This window comes from Paenibacillus sp. OAS669 (assembly GCF_014873645.1).
In the GTDB taxonomy this organism is placed as follows: domain Bacteria; phylum Bacillota; class Bacilli; order Paenibacillales; family NBRC-103111; genus Paenibacillus_S; species Paenibacillus_S vulneris.
Window position 1 is genome coordinate 126,867 of the sequence record NZ_JADBDR010000009.1, and the last position, 18,347, is coordinate 145,213.

18 protein-coding genes are annotated in these 18,347 nt (G+C 49.6%); 2 read left to right on the forward strand and 16 right to left on the reverse strand.

The genetic code is table 11. The annotated features are described in order from the left end of the window. Window positions 1-261 precede the first annotated feature (261 nt). The 3 genes from GGC63_RS20375 to GGC63_RS20385 all read right to left on the reverse strand — a co-directional run bounded on the left by GGC63_RS20375 (window position 262) and on the right by GGC63_RS20385 (window position 3,307). On the reverse strand, window positions 262-1,218 hold the full coding sequence (locus tag GGC63_RS20375; RefSeq protein WP_192703861.1) for a helix-turn-helix transcriptional regulator: 957 nt from the start codon (window positions 1,216-1,218) through the stop codon (window positions 262-264). A gap of 157 nt (window positions 1,219-1,375) precedes the next feature. Continuing rightward, the gene (locus tag GGC63_RS20380; RefSeq protein ID WP_192703862.1) at window positions 1,376-2,812 is read right to left on the reverse strand and encodes a stalk domain-containing protein; all 1,437 of its coding nucleotides are present in this window, start codon (window positions 2,810-2,812) and stop codon (window positions 1,376-1,378) included. A 117-nt stretch (window positions 2,813-2,929) separates the two neighbouring features. After that, window positions 2,930-3,307: a winged helix-turn-helix transcriptional regulator gene (locus GGC63_RS20385; RefSeq protein ID WP_192703863.1), complete on the reverse strand. Its 378-nt coding sequence runs from the start codon at window positions 3,305-3,307 to the stop codon at window positions 2,930-2,932. 248 nt (window positions 3,308-3,555) lie between these two features. Between GGC63_RS20385 and GGC63_RS20390 the strand changes: the two genes are divergently transcribed. Further along, entirely contained in the window at window positions 3,556-4,098 is a 543-nt protein-coding gene (locus tag GGC63_RS20390) for an NAD(P)H-dependent oxidoreductase (protein WP_192703864.1), read from the forward strand. A 101-nt stretch (window positions 4,099-4,199) separates the two neighbouring features. Further along, a complete protein-coding gene (locus tag GGC63_RS20395; RefSeq protein ID WP_192703865.1) occupies window positions 4,200-4,505 on the forward strand; it encodes a hypothetical protein in 306 nt (101 codons plus the stop codon). A gap of 64 nt (window positions 4,506-4,569) precedes the next feature. Here the strand turns inward: GGC63_RS20395 and GGC63_RS20400 are convergent, their stop codons facing one another. From GGC63_RS20400 to GGC63_RS20460, 13 genes are all read right to left on the reverse strand, one after another. Continuing rightward, a complete protein-coding gene (locus GGC63_RS20400; protein ID WP_192703866.1) occupies window positions 4,570-5,976 on the reverse strand; it encodes a PAS domain-containing sensor histidine kinase in 1,407 nt (468 codons plus the stop codon). Between the two features lie 119 nt (window positions 5,977-6,095). Next, window positions 6,096-6,788, reverse strand: coding sequence for a DUF2294 domain-containing protein (locus GGC63_RS20405; RefSeq protein WP_225948356.1), 693 nt, complete (start codon window positions 6,786-6,788; stop codon window positions 6,096-6,098). A gap of 145 nt (window positions 6,789-6,933) precedes the next feature. Continuing rightward, entirely contained in the window at window positions 6,934-7,638 is a 705-nt protein-coding gene (locus tag GGC63_RS20410; RefSeq protein WP_079912078.1) for a DUF2294 domain-containing protein, read from the reverse strand. 288 nt (window positions 7,639-7,926) lie between these two features. Next, window positions 7,927-8,619, reverse strand: a complete 693-nt coding sequence (locus GGC63_RS35175) for a CD3324 family protein (RefSeq protein WP_318781098.1) — start codon at window positions 8,617-8,619, stop codon at window positions 7,927-7,929. Window positions 8,620-8,630: 11 nt separating this feature from the next. Beyond that, window positions 8,631-9,335 carry a hypothetical protein gene (locus tag GGC63_RS20420; RefSeq protein ID WP_192703868.1) on the reverse strand — a complete coding sequence of 235 codons (705 nt, stop codon included), beginning with the start codon at window positions 9,333-9,335 and terminating at the stop codon, window positions 8,631-8,633. A 188-nt stretch (window positions 9,336-9,523) separates the two neighbouring features. Next, on the reverse strand, window positions 9,524-10,456 hold the full coding sequence (locus tag GGC63_RS20425) for a C40 family peptidase (protein ID WP_225948357.1): 933 nt from the start codon (window positions 10,454-10,456) through the stop codon (window positions 9,524-9,526). After that, window positions 10,453-11,556 carry a dipeptide epimerase gene (locus GGC63_RS20430; RefSeq protein WP_192703869.1) on the reverse strand — a complete coding sequence of 368 codons (1,104 nt, stop codon included), beginning with the start codon at window positions 11,554-11,556 and terminating at the stop codon, window positions 10,453-10,455. Before GGC63_RS20430 ends, GGC63_RS20425 begins: the two co-directional genes overlap by 4 nt. Before the next feature lie 13 nt (window positions 11,557-11,569). Further along, complete coding sequence (locus GGC63_RS20435) at window positions 11,570-12,499, reverse strand: S66 peptidase family protein (RefSeq protein ID WP_192703870.1); 930 nt, start codon at window positions 12,497-12,499, stop codon at window positions 11,570-11,572. A gap of 311 nt (window positions 12,500-12,810) precedes the next feature. Continuing rightward, a complete protein-coding gene (locus GGC63_RS20440; RefSeq protein WP_192703871.1) occupies window positions 12,811-14,445 on the reverse strand; it encodes a peptide ABC transporter substrate-binding protein in 1,635 nt (544 codons plus the stop codon). A 57-nt stretch (window positions 14,446-14,502) separates the two neighbouring features. Beyond that, window positions 14,503-15,540: an ABC transporter ATP-binding protein gene (locus GGC63_RS20445; protein ID WP_192703872.1), complete on the reverse strand. Its 1,038-nt coding sequence runs from the start codon at window positions 15,538-15,540 to the stop codon at window positions 14,503-14,505. A 5-nt stretch (window positions 15,541-15,545) separates the two neighbouring features. Then, complete coding sequence (locus GGC63_RS20450) at window positions 15,546-16,463, reverse strand: ABC transporter permease (protein WP_192703873.1); 918 nt, start codon at window positions 16,461-16,463, stop codon at window positions 15,546-15,548. A gap of 2 nt (window positions 16,464-16,465) precedes the next feature. Then, window positions 16,466-17,398 carry an ABC transporter permease gene (locus tag GGC63_RS20455; protein WP_192703874.1) on the reverse strand — a complete coding sequence of 311 codons (933 nt, stop codon included), beginning with the start codon at window positions 17,396-17,398 and terminating at the stop codon, window positions 16,466-16,468. Between the two features lie 15 nt (window positions 17,399-17,413). Continuing rightward, window positions 17,414-18,238: a M55 family metallopeptidase gene (locus GGC63_RS20460; RefSeq protein ID WP_192703875.1), complete on the reverse strand. Its 825-nt coding sequence runs from the start codon at window positions 18,236-18,238 to the stop codon at window positions 17,414-17,416. Between the last annotated feature and the right edge of the window lie 109 nt (window positions 18,239-18,347).

Sequence of the window (18,347 nt, forward strand, 5' to 3'; positions counted from 1 at the left end):
TTCGCTTTGTTTAGCAAGCTCATCCCATACCGTATGCCTGATGATGTTCGTGTTCCTCGGGTCGGAATTTTGCCTCCAGCTTCCTTCAGATTCCACCTCACGATGGACACCCTTGCTCTTGGCTAGTGGTTGGCAACTACGAGCCCCCACAGCGGACTTTCACCGCCTAGTTAATCGCCATGCGTGGCGCACTAAAAAAAGGAGTCACGCATGTGACTCCCTGGTCTCCAACAGCCCGGTTTACCCTTGATCTAACACATCTTACTCATACAGCTTCTGCCATGCAGCGAGCTGCTCCTTCATCATTTCGCGGTACGATACAGGCTCCAGGATTTCGGCTGCCGGACCGTATTGATAAATCCAATTGAGGAACTCCCGGTCATCGTTGATCGTTACCTCGAACAGCAGGCTTCCGTCCGGAAGGTCCGTCATTTTAGGCCGAACAAACAGCTCCTCCTCCTTTATGTAACGGGCAATACTGGGGTAGAACTTGGCCTTGAAGCGAATTTGCTTATCTCCGCGCTCGATGGACCATGTATTTTTCAGATACGATTTGACATTAAAGCTGCCCTTGTCAAAAGAGTCGGATAAAACCGACACCTCCTTGAATCGGCTGATTCGGAACGTACGGATCGCTCCCGCAAGGTGGCAATACCCGATCAAGTAGAAGCGATGGTCCCTCGGAACCAGGTAATACGGATCGATCTTTCTTTCTGATTGAGCATTCCGGCTTTGCGTATGATAGACCGCATGAATTGTTTTTTGATCGAGCGATGCCTGAAGAATTTTAAATAGAAAGTTGGAGCTGTCCTCCCGGTAAGCCGGGGTCCCCATCTGAATCACTTCGGTAATCTGCTGAATGATCTCGGCATGGTTTGATTTTTGCTTGTTATAGGTCGCCATTACCTTCTCATAAGCGGAATCAAAGCCCGGAGGCAGCAGCGGCTTGACTTGATCGATCACCGTAGGAAGCATTGAGAACACCAACGCCTCCTGCTCGGTCCAGTTCATCGGATAGATTGCGAAATTGCCCATGAAGGTATACCCTTTGCCGTAGCCCTCCTGGGTCAGCGGAGTGATCAGATTCAACAGCTGCAGATCTCTGTAGATGGTGCGCTCCGTCGTTTCACATTTGAACGCAAGCTCCTTGGCGGTAATCCCCGGCTTGCCCTGAATGGCGATAATGATGCGAATTAATCGAATTAATCGTTCGGTCATGGCTGTTCTGCTGTAAAGCTCCTTTCATCCTATTCCTTGTCTAACAAGCTTTGATAATTGCTCCAACAGTAGAGTAGTTACGCCGCGCCCTATCATGGAAGCATAGGATCCTCCATGATAACGGTCTGCCCTTAATCATGCCGGGTTCCTGACCTGTCTACTTACCCTCATCGAACGTCACATTTGCCCTGTACAGCGAAGCATCCCATTGCACCTGCGCACCCAAAGCCTCAGCTACAAAACGAAGCGGCACATACATCCGGCCGTTCACAATCTGCGGTACCGTTTCCAGGGTGACGGCCTGCCCGTTCACTTCTGCCCAGTCATTACCTAGCTTGAGATCGACCTTCACCTTCCCCCGTTCTATATGCAGGCTGGAATCGTCAGAGTTCCACGTATATTCCGCATTCATCCGATTCAGCAGCACGCGAAAAGGTACCATCGTGATGCCGTTCTCGATATAACCGGTCTTATTCTGGGCCAAATAGCCATTCACGCTAAACTGCACGAGCGGCTTGTCTGCCTGCTGCACAATCAGTACATTACTGAGCAGCCGTCCCGGCTTGCGCAGCACCTTGCCTTGATAGTAAAGAGCCGAGCTCGCTCCACCGTCCAAATTGATGGCATCCGTCATGCCGGCTTGAACCAAGACGTTCGCCATCTGCTCGATCGTGCTGTACGAGACGGTTCCGAACACCAATTGCCCGTCTTCATCGACCCCTGCAAAGCTTCGAACATTCGCTTGCGACGTTACCAGCGGGTCGTTAAACCGGTCCCGTTCAAAATCAATATCGATTTGGCCGCCCGTCAGCAGCTTCGGCCCGGCTCCTATCGCCATCTGGTATTGCTCCAAAGGCAGCGTTTGCTTCGTGTCCAGATTGGTCACCGTCTGGCTCATGCTGAACTTGTCTCCGGGCTTCACCTGCTTGGACACCTGCTCCAGGCTGTAGTCCGTGGATAGCAGCAGCACTTTGCCGCCTGACGGGATTCTTACTGCTTCCTCCGAAATGGACGCTACCTTCTGATCCTGTCCGATAACGATTTTGATTCCCGGCTCATCCGCCACATCCCCGTAATCTTTGGTAAACACCCACGCGCTTCGAGCCTGATCTCCATGATACACGTCGACTCCGTTTAGACGGGCTCCCAATCGGCCCGCCTGGACATTGCTGCCAATAGCCAATCTTTGCACAAAAGCCTCTTTATTCGTCGATACCGTAATGGAGGTTTCCTTATCCCCGCCGTAGAACAGATCGTTGTTGTTCATCACAATGCCATATGGCGTCCGGTACTCTGCATCCTCCGTAAACGCATCGAAAAAAGTTCCGTTAATTCCCGCTACCGCGTCATTGTCCGACATGATGTCAGCGAAATCCTGTACTGTCCCGACCTCATGATTGGCGGCCGCCGCCTTTACCTGTATTGTCGGATCCTTAAGGTCGATCCGGATTAGATCCAAGGTATAGCTGCTGCCGTTGTAGCTGATTTTTCTCTGCTCATGATGTATGCCCTGCTCTTCTGCATGAACTATCCCTGCCCCGCTAGAGAACAAGAGCGCAAAGCCTAACGTCATTTGGGCTAACCCTTTTTTCATATCTGTTCCTCCACCGAAGCTTCGTACACTTCATCTTGTTTATCCACTTTTTAGTACATTCGCTATCGGTCGTGAAAATCCTGTAGAAATTTGTAAAATCGTGTAATTCCTCCGCTCTTAATCCGTATGACGTCTAGTCTCTTCTTGGGTGTCATTGGCAGCATTCATAAATTCAATATGATGAAACCCCCATCCGCACATGTCGGTCAAAATAGAACTTAGTGTTCTTCCATGGTCGGACAGCGAATACTCGACCTTCGGAGGGATCGTCTGAAACACTTGCCGAACGATGAGCCCGTCTTTCTCCAATTCACGGAGCTGATTGGTAAGCATCCCTTGTGTAACCTCGGGAAGTAAACGTCTCAATTCACCGAATCGTCTAGTTCCTTCCTTCATCAAAATAAATAAGATCAGCGGCTTCCATTTTCCGCCTATAGCATGCAACGTGGTCACTATTCCCTGCGTTCGATACGATTGATATGTACCCGCGTCCATGAGCTCAACTCCTTGTTGCACAAATTCCGAATCTCTTCCCATGACTTTACCAGAGTATCCCGAATTCTATAAGTACTATTTTTTTACGTACATAGTATAGTGGAGCGTACTACCCCCTAGCGATCAACACGTTATCGTACGTTTTTCCAGACTAAGTATGAATAAAAAGCGTACTTTTCAAAAATCCCATTCAACTCAATAATGGGGGTGTAACCAAACTACTTAGTACAGCCCAGGAGGTTTATGAGATGAACATTATGGTCATTGTCGCCCACCCCAATTTGGAGACATCACGTGCAAACCGGGCATTCCTGCTTGAAATTAGTAAACATACAAACGTCGAGGTTCGAAACCTCTATCAGGAGTATCCGAATTGGAATATTGACGTAGAGAAGGAACAGCAGCTGCTCTTAGCCTATGACCGGATTGTTTTACAATTTCCATTTTACTGGTACAGCTGCCCGCCTCTATTAAAAAAATGGTTTGATGATGTATTAACGTTTGGCTGGGCCTATGGACCGGGAGGTAATTATTTAAAGGGCAAAGAATTTATGATTGCCACAACAACGGGGGGGACGGAAAATTGCTACCGGGCGGGTGGAGATAATTGGTTCACGATCAGTGAATTTTTAAGGCCAATCCAGAGGACGATTACCAAATGCAATGGGAGTTACCTTCCTGCTTTTGTAACCTATGCTGCCGCCTCCCAAGATAACGATACCTATCTCTCTCAAGAAGCTAAAAGATATGCCGAATATATCCAAGCTCCTTCCCGCTTGCTTGTTCATTAATCAGGTTTATTAACGAGGCTTATTTATCGCATAGGTCGTTAGTACAAGCATTATTCTTCATTGGTTCATAAGATATCCTAAACGATTTAGGGAGGAATCTTATGGCCGCCACAGCCGAACAAGTTTTGCTTCAAATTGCCAGATTATCCGCGAAGTTAGCAAACTCCGTTCAATTCAGAAAGAAATTTGAAGATATCATTGGCGACACACAAACAGGCACTAATAAAAGAGTCCTGCAAATGAGGGCATTGTTAAGATCGGCTGGTTTCAGATCACCAACCCGGGTACGAATTTTTAATGATTTGGGAGAAACACCGAGGGTAATCATCTCTTATGATGCAATAGATGTTAAATTACAAACAAGTGTAACCACTTCCTTTACCTTCCAGTTAAATCCGGGACCATAATGATGATAACCAAGGACGCCAATAAGGTGTCCTTGGTTTGTTGAGAAGCCCACTTTTGCAGGAACTATGCTTTATATGGGGATGTGTATGCCTCGGAGTATATAGGCAAACCTATATGAATGGTCGTTCCTAGGCCTTCGCTGCTTGATATTTTCAAAGTTCCGTTATGGGAATGAATGATCTGCTGTGTGGCCATCATGCCGAGACCTGTCCCGTTTTCTTTGGTTGAATAAAAGGGAGAGCCGATTTGGGAAATATGCTCCTCCGGGATCCCCTTGCCTTGGTCCTTGATTTGTATCATAATCAAATCCGGGTTTGGCCTGGACCCCATAATATCGATCTTCCCGCCGTCGGGCATGGCTTCCATTGCGTTTTTAATAACATTAATAAAAACCTGCTTCAGCTGGGCCGCCACACATTGGACGGCAGGCAGCTCCTCCAGGTGGTATGTTCTTATTTCCACATTGTGAATTAAAGCCTGCGAGCCCATGAGCAGAATGACGTCCTGAATGATTTGGCTGATCTGCTCGCTTTTGAACTCCTGGGCCTGCGGCTTGGCCAAATAAAGCAATTCGCTGGTAATCAGCTCTATTCTTTTCAGCTCATCCTTCATAATCCTAAAATAATGTTCGCTAACTCCAGGCAAGGTTTGTTCGATGAGTTGGACAAAGCCTTTCAGCGAGGTCAGCGGATTCCTGATTTCATGCGCAATCGATGCCGCGAGCTGCCCGACTGCCGTCAATTTTTCAGCTTGCAGCAGCATCGTCTTGTTGTTATTTTCCTGGGTTATATCCTTGGCGACCCCATATACTCCCACGGTTTCATTGTTGACTATGATCGGCATGTTGGTTACTTTCATATCGATAATAGCTCCGTTTTTGTGGTACGCTCTAGTTTCATAATATTGTGTGATGCCTTTGGCTGCTTTTAAAAAATACATCTTGGTTTTATCCAGCTCTTCCGCCGGGATCAATGGAACAAACGACATGCCCAAAAGCTCATCCGCGCTGTATCCTAGCATTCGCTCCATGGCCGGATTCACACGAAGATAATTCCCTTCCAAATCAAATGCAAAAACAGCATCGGGGTTATATGTAAAAAGCGACTCAAAATGCTGCTCCTTTTGTAAGGAAATCCCCTTCCTCCGTGTAATGTCTTGAAAGTAAACCGAAAGACCGCTGGAGGATGGATAGGCCCTTACATCGAACCAGGCTGCTAAAGGAGGGTAGTACGCTTCAAATTCCACCCTTCGCTGCTCACACATAGCTTTCTGGTATTGTGCAAAGAACGTTAAATGAACCGCATCCGGGAATTCATTCCATATAGTTTTACCAATAAGATCATCCGCCCTGCGGAACAGCATTCTTGACGCCTCTTCGTTGATGTAAGTAAATTCCCAGGCGTTATTGACTGCAAAGAAGGCATCCGTGATTCGATCTAGAATCTCATTCTGTTCGTGAGAATCAACCATATTATCTCCTCATTTCGCGAAAAGTGCCAGAGCAATCAAAAAAAGCCTAAATAAGAGCTGCAATCGCAGCTTTTATCTAGGCTGATGTCCAGCGTTCTCTCTGGTTCATTACCGCCAAATTATTGACCCGGATTTAGGATGAACACAATGACGCTTTTATCCAGATGAAAATCCCAGTCAACAAATACATCCATAACCTTCGCATTTAAAAATCCCTGGAAACGGCCATCGTTATGCAGATGCCTTTTTTCCAGATTTCGCTTAGCCAGCTTTAAGCTTTCCTCATGTCCAATTCGAATCATTTCTTTTTCAATACTAATCAGTATCCCATTGCGAATCACCAGAAGGGTTCTTTCATTGATCATGCACGAATACAATTCGTCCGGCTGCTTCTGCACCTCATGACTGATTGTATTAATTTCCCGATGAAGCTCCTCTTTCCCTGTATACCCTGCTTCTAAAGAGGCTTGTCCTTGATCATCCCAGGCTTCGATACCGACCATCACGCCCGATTGGTTATGAAGCCCCCAGTCATAATAAAATTCCCGAATATTCATGCCACCCAGCAGCAGCAGATAGGCCTTGATTTCAGGAATGATGGATTTCATTAGTAAAGCTCTCGTCGTTTGAATCGATTGGATCTGATCCTGCTGAAGAAGGATCATCTCTGTCGGTGATAAGAAGTTTCTTAAATACAGAACAACAAAAGGGCGATTGATGCTGACAAATATCGATTGAGGGCCTTTCCCGAAAGCCTCTCTTAGCAATCTGCCGACGTAACTCGCTATTTCGGTTAAAGCCTGTTTATCCAAGATCATTCATCCTCTATTTAGGCAAAAGCATTATTTCTTTCACCCCAGATTCATTGTAATTACTTATTTGGAATAAAACAACAGAAACTTCATTTATTATTCACTTCTGGCTGCATTCTATCCATGATTAGAGCGAATTGGATTTTTATTCCTGAAATGGTCTTAAGATAAACACGATAACGCTCTTATCCAGATGAAAGTCCCAGTCAGCAAATACATCCACAATCCGGCAATTTAAAATTTTTTGAAACTGATTGTTATTGAACAAATGACTTTTTTCAAGATTTCGCTCTGCCAACTTTAAGCTTTCTTCAAAGCCAAGCCGAATCAGCTCTTTGCCAATGCTAATCAGAATCCCCGTTCTGATAACCAGAAGTGTCCTTTCATTAATCAAATATGACTGGGTTTCATCCGGTTTTTTTTGGATCTGATGGCTGATTCTATCGATTTCCTGATGCAGCTCCTCTTTCCCTGCATACCATTCCTGCGGACTGAAATCCTGCTGGCTGTCTTCGGATTCTATTCCGACAAGTATGCCCGAATGGTTATGCAATCCCCAGTCATAGTAAAATTCCCGTATGTTCATTCCCGTCAGCAGCAGCAGATAGGCTTTAATCTCCGGGATCAACGACCTCATCACTAAGTCTCTAGTATGCTGAACGGAATAAACCTCGTCTTGCTGAAGAAGAATCTTCTCCGTTGGCGATAAAAATTTCCTTAAATATATGATAATAAACGGACGACTGATACTGACAAAAATCGACTGCGGCCCTTTTCCAAAGGCTTCTCGCAGCAATCTTCCGATGTGGCTCGCAATTTCGTTTTGAGTTTGCTTTTCATTTTTATCCAAAAAACCCATCCTCAGTTTAGGTAAAGCTAGTCTTTTACCTTCAATTATTTAATAGGAACTAGAAGCAAAAAAAGCCTAAATAAAAGTTGTCATGAACAACTCTTATTTAGGCTTATGTCCAGCGCTATCTCTGGTTCATTAATGCCGAATTAGTGGTTAGGTGTAGTAAATCTGGTAAAGGCGAAAGCTTTATTTCTTTTGCCCTAGGGACTATTTTAATAATTTTTTATCATTTAAACAAGACCCATTTATTATTGTTAATAAAAGCAGGCTGATTGACCCGGTCTGTTATCCTTTATCAACAAAAAATAATACGGTTCCATAGTATTTCATAAACCGTTTATAGTCGGCGTTCTCTTTCAATACAATGATCGTCGGATAAGCGTTGACTTTGCGTTGTTTTAACGTGCCCAGCAGCTCTTGCTGTACGATACAATAAAACTTGCCTGCCTCATATTGAATAAGAAGCGGCGGGAGGGCGGCTGTATCCTTTTCAATGCCATGTTCTTCCTCCAGCTCTGCTCCATCATACTGAACGAGACGAAGCGGGAGCTTCACGACGCCAAAATACAAATGATCTTCCTTGATGAAATCATGTAAAAGGGGAGCAGCTTTGTGGGTAAGCAGCAGATAGCATTGAACCCATTCCTCGATCATCCCGATACTGGCATATTGTACCGCTGATCCGATAGTCGGACAATAGGTTAAGTTTCTATCATTTTTCTTCGAATAGATGATTTTCTTGATAGAATCCAAGGATAAAAAGTACTCATCCGCAAGCTCCGAAACCGTCATTCCATTAGCATATTTATTGCGAATCATCAGGTTGCGCCGCTGCAGCTGCTCCCGGTAACCGGACGTTTCGCCCCAGGCTCTTTTTTCCTCTCCGGAAGGAATGTACAGAAGCTTGCCTGCCGCATATTTCTGAACTTCTTTCAACAGCTCCTCTGGTAGTACATCGCAGGCATTCTCGTATTTCATAGCATCACCATCTATAAGGCGTATAGCCGATCTTTCAGTTCACGGATGGATTTCATTATGGACCCGCACGATTCTGTGTCATCGATCGAAGCATGCCAGCGCAAGGTGCCGATCCCTTTATAATAAGCCATACATAAGAATCTTTCTTTGAAATCGGGTATGATGATGCCCCTGTTCTCGCAATACTGGACCAACAATTCCGGTATTCGCAAGTAAGGCTTATTTAAGTCCATTATGGCAAAATCCAGGAGGAAATCGCAAATGCCGGATCGGCTCCAGTCAGGGAAACCGACCATCGTCCTGCCATCTGTAATCATATTCACGAAAAACGTATTGTTGTAAACTAAATAACGCTTCCCTTCACAATAATCAATTCTATCTTCCATTTCCTTGAAGTATTGCTCGAAGAATTCGCGCTCCAGAACCGTCGTTTCGAACATTTCTCTCCAGTTATACCAGTAGCCTTCTCTATCCTCTGCAAAGGTATCGATCAGGAATTCTCTGCAGGTCCCATATTCTGTAGTGCAATCATCGTTAAACTCGCCATAGCCTTCCACGCCCGTTATATCCGATGAGCTAATGTCAAATATCTTGTCAAAAAACAATTCATGGCACTCTGCAAACTGCTTGGGATTTAATTGGTTTGCCTCAAACCCATTCGGTGTCATACTCACCTTTTCAGACAGCATCGCTCTAATGATATGATCCTTCCCCATTCTTGAGGCCCCTTTCCTTATCACATCGTCCCACTGCGCAGCAGGTATATGAGCATCATATCATTGGGAATGTCTGGAATATAGGCCATGAATGTTTTAAAACAACATTACATAAATCGAAAAAATTTAGGCGGGATGCCTAAAAAGAACCCGAAGCTCTTCGCTTCAGGCTCTTCTCATAGTCCGTACTATTCCCAATAACGCCTGGACATGCAGTGCTCTTTGATCAGCTTATAGCTGCTCAGCTCGACCACTTCTATACTTTTTATCGTCTCGGGAGAATGAATCATTCGTCCGCCGCCTGCATAGATTCCGACATGATGAACGGCTCCCTTGCCTTCCTCGTAAGCGAAAAACAGCAAGTCTCCCGGCTCCAACCGGTCCTTCTCAATAGAGGTACCGTAATTAACCTGATCCGAGGCGTCCCTCGGAATCGATATTCCCGCATAGCGGTGCATCGAGTGAGCGAACCCGGAGCAGTCATAGCCAAAGGCTGACATGCCGCCCCATAAATAAGGCAAATCCACGAACTGCATCGCCCTATCCAAAATGAACTGCCCGATATGGCCCGAGGCTGGTTTAGGGCTTAGGAAGCCGTCGATCAAGCGTACTTCTTCCGCTTTTACATACCCGATGCCTTCCGCCCCCGGAATATGTACCTTGATCCAAGGATCGGCAGCTTCAAGTACAGGGAGCGACGACAAGAAGCTTAATTCAATGAGCGGCTCAGCCGGAGTCAGGTAGAGCCAAGCGGTATTGGTGATAACCTCCGCTCTCTTGCTGCTCGCCAGCTCAGTAGATTCGGACACTAATTGGCAGCGGGGAATCCATCCAGGATAACCCCACGCCTCCTTGCGGGTCCCTTGCTGGGGAATAAGCACTTTCACCCAGTCCCCTTGCTCCTCGACAGCTAATACGGGCGTGCCGTATACAGCTTGGGTTTGGATCCGGTTGCTGCTGTATAAATCCAGACGATCCTCCAACGTCATATTCTCTAACCACGATCTTATAGCTGCAGGCTGCTGTAAGGCAGGCGCATCCAGTGAACGCGAGGATTGAGGATTCGTCCACACCGTGGCAACGGAGACCGCGACAACCATCCGTTCCATGCTCGTGCTCATGATCCCACCCCTACGCTTTGCGTATAGGCTACATTACGTATGCCAAGACCCGCTTCGTTAGGGAATGTCATCCTTCTGCCGTCATACTGAACGCCGCCGTCTACAATATCGTTCAGCATCATAAGAGGGGAGTCGAAATCGAATCGGGTAATATTTTTTTTGCTTGCCGCCAAATGCGCCGCAGCGGTAACGGCCACACGGGATTCAATCATGCTGCCGACCATGCACTCTACGCCGAATTCCTCGGCGATTTGGTTAATGAGCTGAGCCTTGTAGATGCCGCCGGATTTCATCAGCTTAATATTGATCATATCGGCAGCACGGCGCTTCAGCACTTCAAATGCCTGCGCAGGGGAAAACACGCTTTCATCCGCCATCACCGGCGTTTCCACCGCATCGGTAACCGCCTTGAGCCCTTCGATATCATGCGCCTTGACAGGCTGCTCCACCAGCTCAATATCCAGCCCCATGTCCTCCATACGGCGGATGGAACGGACGGCATCCTTCACCTGCCAGCCCTGGTTCGCGTCAATACGGATGCGGATACCGCTGCCGACGCAGCTGCGGATTTCCTTGATCCGCTCGATATCCTGTTGAATATCATCCTTGCCTACTTTAATCTTCAGCACATTGAAGCCTTCCTTCACATAGCGGACGGCATCCTCCCCCATCTCCTTGGGCGAGTTGACGCTAACGGTGAAATCCGTCTCCAGCTGATCCTTATAGCCTCCAAGAAACTGGTACAAAGGAAGGCCGCAGTACTGCGCGACCAAATCATATACGGCCATATCGACGGCCGCTTTGGCGCTGCTGCTGCCGACCATCGACTGATGGATCGTCTGCAGAATTTGCTCATAAGCGAGCAAGCTCCGGCCAAGTAAAAGAGGAGTAAACGTATGGGCGATAGCGGAATGGATGCTGTCCAAGCTGTCTCCCGTAATGACGATAGTCGCAGGAGCCTCCCCCCATCCGGTTCTGCCGTCATCAGTCTGAATCCGCACAAGAATCGATTCTGCGTTATATACCGTGCGCAGGGCAGTCTTGAATGGCTTTTTCAGCGGAGTTGACTGCCTCATCACTTCAATGCTTTTTATGTTCATAAACGCTGCCTCCTTATGTCTCAACACCGGGTTCTATACATTCCAGCACCTTCTGCTGCGTGCTCATTCTAGCTTCTATACCGTGAGGCACGGCTATATTCGGAGAACAATGACCGATCTTGAAGCCAGCCATCGTAGGCTTGCCGGCAGATACGACATGATCCTCAATCACCTGCTCCAAAGAAAGCGATTGCTTGCGCTTGTTCGGAACACAATTGTTAAAATCACAGATTAAAATGCCGGCGGCATCGGCGAATTTGCCAGCCAGCCTCAGCTGATTCAGCATCCGGTCCACGCGGTACGGCTCTTCATCAATATCCTCGATAAACAGGAGCCGCCCTTTCGTATCCAGCTCATAAGGCGTCCCCAGCGTGCTCGTCAGAAGCGTCAGGTTGCCGCCGACCAACTGCCCGCCAGCTTCTCCATCCACTAGCACCTGCAGCTGGGATATGTCTTCGGTATACCGCAGGACGGATGGACGCAGCATCGTTTCGTAGTTCTGAACCGTAAGCGGGTCGCTGTCCTTTTCCAAATCAATCATCATCGGGCCATGGAACGTAACCAGCCCAGCCTTCTTCAAGATCGCCGTATGCAAAAAAGTAATATCGCTGTAGCCCCAAAATATTTTCGGATTGGCCCGGATAAGATCGTAGTCCAGCTGATCGGCGATTCTGCCTGTACCATAGCCCCCTCGGGCGCAAATAATTGCCTTGATCCCCGGGTCGGCAAACATCCCGTTCAATTCCCGAGCTCGCTCATCATCCGTTCCTGCAAGGTAGCCATGCTGTCCGGACAGTGTATCGCCCAATCTGACTTGAAGCCCCAACTGCTCCAGACAGGCGGATGCCGCGCGAATCTGTTCCCTGTCTCCCCAGCTTGCCGGAGCCGTAATGCCTACGGTATCGCCTGGAAGGAGACGGGACGGTTTGACTAGCCTCATCATATGCTTTCCTCCTGCCTTGGAAGGCGCTAATGTCTGCTGAGAAACCTACGAAGCTTGAACTATTGGTAATATATTCCGGTGGGGTATGCCCCTTCAGCCAAGCTTCCGAAGCAGGCTTTGCTATGCAAAGCCCTTAGCTGTTGAAACCCGTAAATTTTTGATTAGATTTAGCGGTATATTCACGGGTTTCAAAGGCGGACGTAAACTCCTCCGAGGCATACCCCACCTCCAAATGCAGCATAGTTCTCGCAAAACCAAGTTTCCCGAATGATTCAGCACCTTCATGCCGTTATTCCGAATGAATCCGGCGGTTATTTGATATCCGCCCACTTAAAGTCGATGAAGCCGAAGGCGTGTCTGACGACACCGTCCACCTTGTCGCTTTGCAGATAAGCATTGTTGTAGAAATACAGCGGCAAGATAGGTGCTTCATCCATCAAAATCTTCTCCGCATCGTGCATCATTTTGAAGCGTTTAGCTTCATCCGGTTCATTATATGCGTCCTTGATCAATTTATCATAAGAAGCGTTAACCCATCCGGTCCGGCTGAAGGCGTTCGTCGATTGGAAGCCGTCCAGGAAGTTGATCGGATCGGCAAAATCCGGAAGGAACGAAGAACGGGAGAATTGAAGCTGCAGCTTCTTCTGTTCATCCGTCAATACTTTGCCTTCTTTATTAGCCAGCTTGATATCGACGCCCAGATTGTCTTTGAACATCGCTTGGAGCGCCTGCGCGATTCTTTGGCTGACATCGTTCGTGTTGTAAGTCAGCGTCACCTCCGGCAGTGTCTTATAGCCCGCTTCCTGCATGCCTTTTTCCAACAGCTTCTTCGCTTCCGCAGCATCGAACTTGATCAGGCTGCCGCCGACCTTGCGGAAATCCCCGCCGGCAGGATCCTTCAGTCCCGGTGATACGTAACCATCGGCCGGCTTCTGCTTTTGCTTGAGCACAAGATCCACCAGCTTCTGTCTATCTACAGCCGCTACGAACGCTTTGCGGATGTTCACGTTGTTAAACGGCGCCATCTTCGTATTGAAACGATAGAACGCCTGCCCCGCGCCATCCTCGACCTTCACCTTGTTTTCTGCGAACAATTTGTCGCTTAGATCCGCCGGAATCGCTCCCGTCGTATTAGACACAAGTATCTCACCCGTCGTGAAAAGCTGGTAGGCCGTATTGGAATCGTTAATCATTTTGTAGGTTACGCCGTCCAGCTTGACGTTGGCTGCGTCCCAATATTGATCGTTTTTCACGAGCTTCAGCTCGCTGTCATGCTTCCATTCGGCAATCTTGAACGGCCCATTGCTTACAATAGTCGATGCTTCGCCCGCCCATTTCGCGCTCTTATCCACCGCACCCTTATTCACAGGGAAAAATGCCGGGCTCGCCACCATGCCGAGCAGCCATGAGGCTGGATAAGCTAGAGTCACCTCGAGGGTTTTATCATCAACGGCCTTCACCTTAACGCCGTCGGCAGTACCCTTACCGGAGTTGTAAGCCTCTGCCCCCTCGATGGGGTAAGCGAGAAATGCTGCGTCCGAGGCTGTCTTAGGATCTAGCAGCCGCTTCCACGCATATTCGAAGTCTGCGGCCTTCACCGGCTCCCCATTCGTCCATTTGATGCCGTCTCTCAGGGTAAACGTATATTTCTTACCGTCCGGGGCGACCTTCCATTCCTTGGCCATAGCCGGCTCCGGCGAATGGTTCTTGCCAAGACGCGTCAAGCCTTCGAACGCATTGTTGACGATGTCATAGGACGCTTGGTCGAAGCCGATCGGCGGATCCAGGGATGTCGGTTCCTTCAGGTTGTTATAAGTCAAAATTTTGGCCTTGGCTTCTTTGCCGCTTTCCGATTTGACCCCGGAGCCTTCATCCTTGGTACAGCCGGCGAGGGCCGTGCCGAATAACAGGGCGCAGCTGACGAGCAATGCGGATACTTTTTTCATAAGCACTTCTCCCCTTCTTCTACATCGTTTATTTATCTAAAAGCCGGCGCAGCCGGCCTATAGAGCCTTCTTGATATCGCCCGTCGGCGGAAAAAGCTTCCGGGCCCGCGGATCCTGCAGCCAGCAGGCCGCTGAATGGCCATGAGAGATGTTCGTCTGCGCCGGCGGATGCAGCTCGCATACTTCCATCGCATAGGGGCAGCGGGCGGTGAACGCACAGCCCCGAGGAGGAGCGAACAAATCCGGAGGCGTACCCGGGATCGGCGTCAGCGGCTGCGTACGGTCCGTATCCAGTCGCGGCATGGAAGCGAGCAGCCCCTTCGTATACGGATGCTGCGGGTTGTGGAACAGCTCATGCACCGTGCCGCTCTCCACGATTTGCCCTGCATACATGACGGCTACCCGGTCGGCGATTTTGGCGACGACCCCGAGGTCATGCGTGATGATGATGATCGACACCCCGGTTTTCTTCTGAAGCATTTGAAACAGCTCGATAATTTGCGCCTGAATCGTGACATCGAGCGCTGTCGTCGGCTCATCGGCAATCAGGATGGACGGATTGCATACCGCCGCTATGGCAATCATCATCCGCTGTCTCATTCCGCCGCTGAATTCGTGCAGGTACTGCTTCATCCGCATCTCGGGATGCGAGATGCCGACAAGGCCGAGCATCTCCACCGCCAGCTTGCGCGCCTCCGCACGCGGAAGCTTCCGATGGCGGATCACCCCTTCCATGATCTGCTCTCCGATTGAGATCGTCGGATTCAGCGCGGTCATGGCGTCTTGAAAAATCATTGCGATTTTGGCGCCTCTCAGCTCGCGCAGCTGCTTCTCCGTGAGCTTCGTCAGCTCCTTGCCCTCGAAGCGGATGCTGCCCCGGGTAATCCTCGAGGTCTGCTCGGGAAGCAGACGCATCACGCTGCGGGCCGTAACGCTCTTGCCGCAGCCGGATTCCCCTACGATGGCCAGGGTCTCTCCCTGCCCGAGCTTGAAGCTGACGCCGCGTACCGCCTTCACCTCGCCTCCATGGGTCGTGAAGGAGACATGCAAATTGTCCACTTCCAATCGCATCGTTGAACTGTCCTTTGCGGGCATCTGCCTTACCTCCTCTGCTTCGGATTCATTGCGTCCTGCAGGCCGTCGCCTACCAGGTTAAAGGCTAGCATCGTGATCGAAATAAAGAACGCCGGATAAAACAACCGCCACCAGTGACCGGATAAAATCGTCGGCAGCGCGTCATTCGCCATCACGCCCCAGCTTGCCAGCGGCGGCTGAATGCCTAGCCCCAGGAAGCTCAAGAAGGCTTCCGCGAAGATGGCCGACGGGACCGAGAAGGTCACCTGCACGATAATGACGCCAATCGCGTTGGGCAGCAAATGCTTGCGGATAATGTACCCGGCGCTGCCGCCGAGCGTTCTGGCCGCCAATACATACTCCGAGGTTTTCAGCGTAAGCACCTGTCCGCGCACGATTCGCGCCATGCCGGTCCAGCCGGTAGCGCTCAAGGCCACGATAATCGTCAAGAGGCCCGGTCCCATGACGACCATCAGCAGAATCACGATCAGCAGGTACGGAACTCCATACAGCAGGTCGACAAACCGCATCATGATGTTGTCGGCCCGGCCGCCCAAATAACCGGCAATGCCTCCGTAGACCATGCCGATGATCAGGTCGATCAGAGCGGCCATCAGCCCGATAAAGAGGGAGATTCGGGCGCCATACAGGATTCTGGCGTATACGTCCCGCCCGAGCTCATCGGTACCGAACCAATGCTCGGCCGAGGGCTTCTGGTTCGCATCCAGCAGCGACTGCTTGGAGTAGCTATGCTCCGTCAGCAGTGGACCGAACACCGCAAGCAAAGCAACCGCCGCAATGATGATGAGTCCCAGCATCGCCAGCTTATTGCGGAGCAGCCGGAGCCAAGCCTCCTGCCAGAACGACAATCTTGGCCTTACGATGGCTTCCGACGCCCCCAACGTCTGGTTCTTAGGGACAAATAATGAATCGGGAACACTCATCGTTATCCCTCCTTCCTGTGCAGCTTGATGCGGGGATCGATCAGTCCGTAGGCGACATCCACCAGGAACATCATGAACACGAGCAGAGCGCTGTAGAAAACCGTCGTGCCCATGATCAGCGAATAGTCACGGTTATTGATGCCGTCGACGAAATATTTGCCCATTCCGGGAATCGCGAATATTTTCTCGATGACAAAGCTTCCGGTCAGCACATTAGCGACCAAAGCGCCTAACAGCGTAACAACCGGCAAAATCGCATTGCGCAGCGCATGCTTGAGGACGATTGTCACAGGGGAAAGTCCCTTCGCCCTTGCCGTTTCGATATAATCGGCCGTGAGCACCTCCAGCATGTTGGCCCGCGTCAGCCTTGCAATAATCGCCAGCGGACCGGTTGAAAGCGCAAGCGCAGGAAGGATAACATGCTTCCAGCTTCCCCATGTGGCTACCGGCAGCAGCTTCCATTCCACTGCCACGTACTTGATCAGTAGCGTCGCTACAATAAAGTTAGGCACCGCAATCCCGATGACAGCGAACACCATCGCCATATAATCAATCATCCGGTTATGCCGCAGCGCGGCCACCGTCCCCAGAGCAACGCCGCATAGAATGGCAAAGAGAATGGATACAAGACCGAGCTGTAAGGAAACCGGAAAGCCTCGCTCGATCATCGAGTTGACCGTATCGGGAAAATGCCCGATCGATGGCCCAAGATCCAGTGTCAGCAGCGATTTCAAATACATGAGGTACTGAACCGACACCGGCTTGTCTAGGTTGTAAAATTCCATCAGATTTTGCACGGCAGTCGGATTCGAGTTTCTCCCGTCCTTTTCAAAAGGAGAACCGGGAACGGCATGCATCAGAAAAAACGTAACCGTTATGATGAGCCACAGTGTGACCATCATGGATATAAATCGGCGAACCACGTATTGCGCCATGCTATCACCCGCTTTTTAACAAAATGTCGTTTTCATGGCCAGCTCGGTCATGACAATCATGGCCTGATAAGCCTCCAGCATGTGCTTCGCTTGAAACGTCACAACAGGACTATTCGAATCTATGGTCGTACCCAGCATCAGGTGGGCCCATTCCGCCTGGCCGTAATTAGCGAACTCTATCGAAAGCACGGGCTGCTCCGGCGGTTGAAGCGGTTGGACCTTATCCCGGTTGGCCAGCGCTTCCTTCGTCTTTTCCATCAGCAGCTGCCCGCTCTTTTCCAGTGTCAGGCAGACGGCCGCCGTCCGTGAGACCCGCTTCTTGACGACCGCGGTTGTTACCCCGGGAATGAGCTCCTCCGCCTCTAGAGCCGTCTCATCATCCCCCGCTACCAGCAGTACCGGGACCCCGTAATAACCGGCCACGAACGCATTCAAGCCCAGCTCTCCGACTTCCCGCCCGTTAAGGAACATATTGCGCACGCCGAAAATCATCGTATGGCTGAGCACCCCCGGTCTGCCGGCCCTCGAATGATAGCCCAGGAACGCTGCACCCGCATAGGAGGAGTCCAGACCCTGCACCATAGAATATGGCTTCACATCGCCCATAATCAGCTGTGCTTCCGGATGCAGCTTCTCAATAAGCAAATTGTTCATTTTGGAATGGCTGTCGTTAACGACGACTTCCTTGCATCCCTGCTCGAAGGCGGCGCTAATGACATGATTGGCCTCTTCCGTCATCCTATGCTGGCCGCGGGTGTAGTTATACTGCCTGGAATCTACGAAGGTAGCATCCACCAGCCCCGTTATTCCTTCCATATCGATGGAAATATACAGTTTCATCCGATTGCCCTCCATTGGTTTTATAGTTGAAAAAACCCAGCAAACAGCATCAGGAACACATCCTGATATCCGTCTGCTGGGTTTTATTTACGGGTATGTTGCCATACGG

Coding starts and splice junctions, on each gene's coding strand:
- GGC63_RS20375 (WP_192703861.1), bottom strand. CDS start 1,218: ATGACCGAACGATTAATTCGATTAATTCGCATCATTATCGCCATTCAG.
- GGC63_RS20380 (WP_192703862.1), bottom strand. CDS start 2,812: ATGAAAAAAGGGTTAGCCCAAATGACGTTAGGCTTTGCGCTCTTGTTC.
- GGC63_RS20385 (WP_192703863.1), bottom strand. CDS start 3,307: ATGGACGCGGGTACATATCAATCGTATCGAACGCAGGGAATAGTGACC.
- GGC63_RS20390 (WP_192703864.1), top strand. CDS start 3,556: ATGAACATTATGGTCATTGTCGCCCACCCCAATTTGGAGACATCACGT.
- GGC63_RS20395 (WP_192703865.1), top strand. CDS start 4,200: ATGGCCGCCACAGCCGAACAAGTTTTGCTTCAAATTGCCAGATTATCC.
- GGC63_RS20400 (WP_192703866.1), bottom strand. CDS start 5,976: ATGGTTGATTCTCACGAACAGAATGAGATTCTAGATCGAATCACGGAT.
- GGC63_RS35175 (WP_318781098.1), bottom strand. CDS start 8,619: ATGAAATACGAGAATGCCTGCGATGTACTACCAGAGGAGCTGTTGAAA.
- GGC63_RS20420 (WP_192703868.1), bottom strand. CDS start 9,335: ATGGGGAAGGATCATATCATTAGAGCGATGCTGTCTGAAAAGGTGAGT.
- GGC63_RS20425 (WP_225948357.1), bottom strand. CDS start 10,456: ATGAGCACGAGCATGGAACGGATGGTTGTCGCGGTCTCCGTTGCCACG.
- GGC63_RS20430 (WP_192703869.1), bottom strand. CDS start 11,556: ATGAACATAAAAAGCATTGAAGTGATGAGGCAGTCAACTCCGCTGAAA.
- GGC63_RS20435 (WP_192703870.1), bottom strand. CDS start 12,499: ATGATGAGGCTAGTCAAACCGTCCCGTCTCCTTCCAGGCGATACCGTA.
- GGC63_RS20440 (WP_192703871.1), bottom strand. CDS start 14,445: ATGAAAAAAGTATCCGCATTGCTCGTCAGCTGCGCCCTGTTATTCGGC.
- GGC63_RS20445 (WP_192703872.1), bottom strand. CDS start 15,540: ATGCCCGCAAAGGACAGTTCAACGATGCGATTGGAAGTGGACAATTTG.
- GGC63_RS20450 (WP_192703873.1), bottom strand. CDS start 16,463: ATGAGTGTTCCCGATTCATTATTTGTCCCTAAGAACCAGACGTTGGGG.
- GGC63_RS20455 (WP_192703874.1), bottom strand. CDS start 17,398: ATGGCGCAATACGTGGTTCGCCGATTTATATCCATGATGGTCACACTG.
- GGC63_RS20460 (WP_192703875.1), bottom strand. CDS start 18,238: ATGAAACTGTATATTTCCATCGATATGGAAGGAATAACGGGGCTGGTG.